The following is a 3,218-nucleotide window of genomic DNA, read 5'->3' on the forward strand; positions in this document are numbered from 1 at the left end:
ACTCCCACCTGAACGCCCGAGAATGGACGGACAGGTCGAAGTCCGGGTTTTGCCTGCAAGAGTAACAATCCCGAATTCAAGGACGCGCTGGCCGCCCGGGGCGCCGCCGCTCACCGCCGGGCGGGCTCCGCGCCCTCGCGGTAGAGCACCAGGTGTTCGTGGAAGAGGACACCGTCACGGACATCGCCCGTGGCGGTGAAGCCGGTGTCGTCGACGTAGTCGATGTGGTCGCCGGTGACGGTGTAGCTGCCGGTGTAGGCGCTGCGGCGGTTGCCGCGGGCCTCGTCGTAGCGGCCGTTCGGCAGCAGTTCCTGGCGGATGAACCCGTCGGCGGTCACCCACATCCCGACGTACGGGTGCGGGGCGCGGGGTGTGTCGTTGCTGGTCATGGCTCTACGATCGCCCCGCCGACCGGGGGCAACCAGGCCGCCGTCTCCCCAGGTGGGCGCTTCCTGGGTGCCGCACACCCACCATCGCGAGAGACCTCCCCGGGCACCCTCCGAGGTACGCGGCGGCACGGATCCTGGGTGCGCGACACCTGGGGAAACCGCGGCCTGGTTCCGATTCCCCGGCGCGACGAATCTGGTGGTCGAGCAGCCGCAGCGGCTGCCGAAACACTCGCCTCGGGACCTGTACCGGCGCTCAGTTCGCGCAGCGGTGACACCGACGAGGCGACTCCACCGAGGAGCACGCAATGACCGTCACCCACGCCATCTCCGACACCGCCACCAAACCTGACTCCGGCGCCGTGGGCTGGAACCCCGAGGCCCTCGCCGAGATCCTCTCGAACGACGAGGGGCGTCCCGTCCTGTTCACCAACGCCCGCATCCTGACGGCGGATCCGCTGATCGGGACCATGACCGGCGCCGACCTGCTGTTCGTCGGCTCCCTGGTCGTCGGGGTCGGCCCCGGCATCATCACCGCGGCGGGGGACGACAACGCCATCGTCGTCGACTGCACCGGCCTGACCATCGCCCCCGCCGTCGTGGACACCGTGGCGCTGACCGGCGGCCGTGGCCACCGCTCGGAGTTCGTCGCGACACTGACCCCGGGCAACACCCCCGACTTCCTGGTGCTGCCCGACGAACTCGCCGCCGACGTGCCCGGCGCCGTGGCCGCCCTCTTCACCCGGCCGGAGCAGATCCGCGCCCTCGTCGCGGCCGGCAGCCCGGTCCTGTGGGCCGGCACCGACGTCCCCGGCCGCGCCACCGCCCCCGAGACGGGCATCCCGGCCGCCGCCGACCTGACCGGCAGCCCGCGCGTCGGCGTCTGGATCGACCGCAACGACTTCCTGCACCAGGAACTCACCGCCGACGGCCGCTACGACGAGACCCGGGGCGGACGCCCGCACGCCTACCAGGGCCGCTACTGGATCGACGGCGACCGCATCGACTACCTGGACGACCTCGGCTTCTGGGCCTACGGAGCGTTCCAGGCCGACGAACTGCACCACGCGGGCTACGTCATGAAGCTCGCCTGACCCCACCACCCCCACCACCCCACCACCCCACCTCTCCACCCCGCCTCCTCTCCCCGCCGTATCGAAAGCCGAAAGAAGACCTCTCATGAACGCCAACACGGCCCACGCCAACGCCAACGACACCACCAGCGCCGCCGTCCTCGAAGAGCTCCGGCGCCGCCCCGCCGACCGGCGGCGCATCCTGATCACCGGCGCGACCGTCGTCACCATGGACCCCGGTCTCGGTGTCATCGACGGCGGTGACGTCCTCGTCGAGGGTGACACCATCACCGCCGTCGGCCGCGGCCTCGACGCGGGCGACGCCGTGGTCGTCGACGCCACCGGTACGGTCCTCACCCCCGGCTTCGTCGACACCCACCGGCACGCCTGGGAGGCCCAGTTGCGCCGGATCATGCCGGACGTCGACGACCTCGGCGGCTACGTCATGGCCACCCTCGCCGGCTACGCCACGGTCTACCGGCCCCAGGACATGTACATCGGCACTCGCCTGGCCGCCCTGACCGCGATCGACAGCGGCATCACGACGATGCTCGACTTCTCCCACAACTCCCGCACCGCCGAGCACTCCGACGCCGGCATCGAGGCTCTCGTCGACACCGGCATCCGAGGCGTGCACGCGTCCATGGGCCCGCACTTCGGCGAGTGGGACCGCCAGTGGCCCGGCGACCTGACCCGCATGAAGGACAAGTACTTCAGCAGCGACGACCAACTGCTCACCCTGCGCCTGGCGACCCTGGCCACCGACGAGATCGCCGGCCCGGCACTCGCGTACGGCCCCGAACTCGCCCGCGTCGCCAAGGAGTTGGGCATCGGAGTGAGCGTCGACGCCGTCTTCGGCGCGTCCGGCTCCGAGGCGGTCCTGCGCTGGGCCAAGGACGGCGTCCTCGGTCCCGACGTCACCCTGATCCACTCCACCGGACTGACCCCCGAGGCATGGAAGGCGATGGGGGAGTCCGGCACCACGGTGGCCCTCGCCCCGACCTCCGACGCGCAGATCGGCCTGGAGACCGCGATCCCCGCAGTCGACGAGGCCCTCGCCGTCGGCATCCGCCCCGGACTGAGCATCGACGTCGAAGTCGCCCTGGCCAGCGACATGTTCACCCAGATGCGGGCCCTGCACGCCATCCAGCGGATGCGCGCGGTCAACGCCGCCTACGGCACCGACCGACAGCCCTCCCGCATCACCACGTACGACGTCCTCGACTTCGCCACGCTCCAGGGCGCCCGAACGAACGGCCTGGCAGCCGTCACCGGCTCACTCACCCCGGGCAAGAAGGCCGACCTGCTGGTCATCCGGGCCGAGGACCTCAACAACATGCCCCTCAACGACCCGATCGGCACGATCGTGCTGGGCTCCGACGCCCGCAACATCAGCGCCGTCCTCATCAACGGCGAACCCCGCAAGTGGAACGGCCAGGTCCTGGACGTAGACCTCACCGCCCTGCGCAACGAGGTGCACGCCTCGCGCGAGTACGTACTGAACACCCCGGCGGCCTGAACACCCCCCGCCCACAGGGCAGTTCCCACCCTCGTCCCCCCGGCCGTCCCTCCACGGCCGGGGGGCACTCGTCGTATCCCGGCGGCGACCGGATGCCCCCGGCCCGGAGTTCCCATGTCATCCCACCCGGCACGTTCCTTCGACATGGGGCAGCTCACGACTCCCACGCGTAGCCAGACTCCGGAAGAAGACCCGACTGCCGTCCAGGGAGTTCATCCGGATCCGGTCGCCGAGCAGCGC

3 protein-coding genes are annotated in these 3,218 nt (G+C 70.9%); 2 read left to right on the forward strand and 1 reads right to left on the reverse strand.

Annotated features, from left to right (window positions below; translation table 11 throughout):
- Nucleotides 1-110: 110 nt before the first annotated feature.
- Complete coding sequence (locus ACWCRB_RS49505) at nt 111-389, reverse strand: Atu4866 domain-containing protein (RefSeq protein ID WP_235474022.1); 279 nt, start codon at nt 387-389, stop codon at nt 111-113.
- A gap of 305 nt (nt 390-694) precedes the next feature.
- Between ACWCRB_RS49505 and ACWCRB_RS49510 the strand changes: the two genes are divergently transcribed.
- Both ACWCRB_RS49510 and ACWCRB_RS49515 read left to right on the forward strand, forming a co-directional pair.
- Nucleotides 695-1,480 carry an Atu4866 domain-containing protein gene (locus ACWCRB_RS49510; RefSeq protein WP_451002328.1) on the forward strand — a complete coding sequence of 262 codons (786 nt, stop codon included), beginning with the start codon at nt 695-697 and terminating at the stop codon, nt 1,478-1,480.
- Nucleotides 1,481-1,565: 85 nt separating this feature from the next.
- Entirely contained in the window at nt 1,566-2,978 is a 1,413-nt protein-coding gene (locus ACWCRB_RS49515) for an amidohydrolase family protein (protein ID WP_451002329.1), read from the forward strand.
- The last annotated feature ends 240 nt before the right edge of the window (nt 2,979-3,218 follow it).

It is taken from the genome of Streptomyces sp. NPDC002156, from assembly GCF_053593675.1.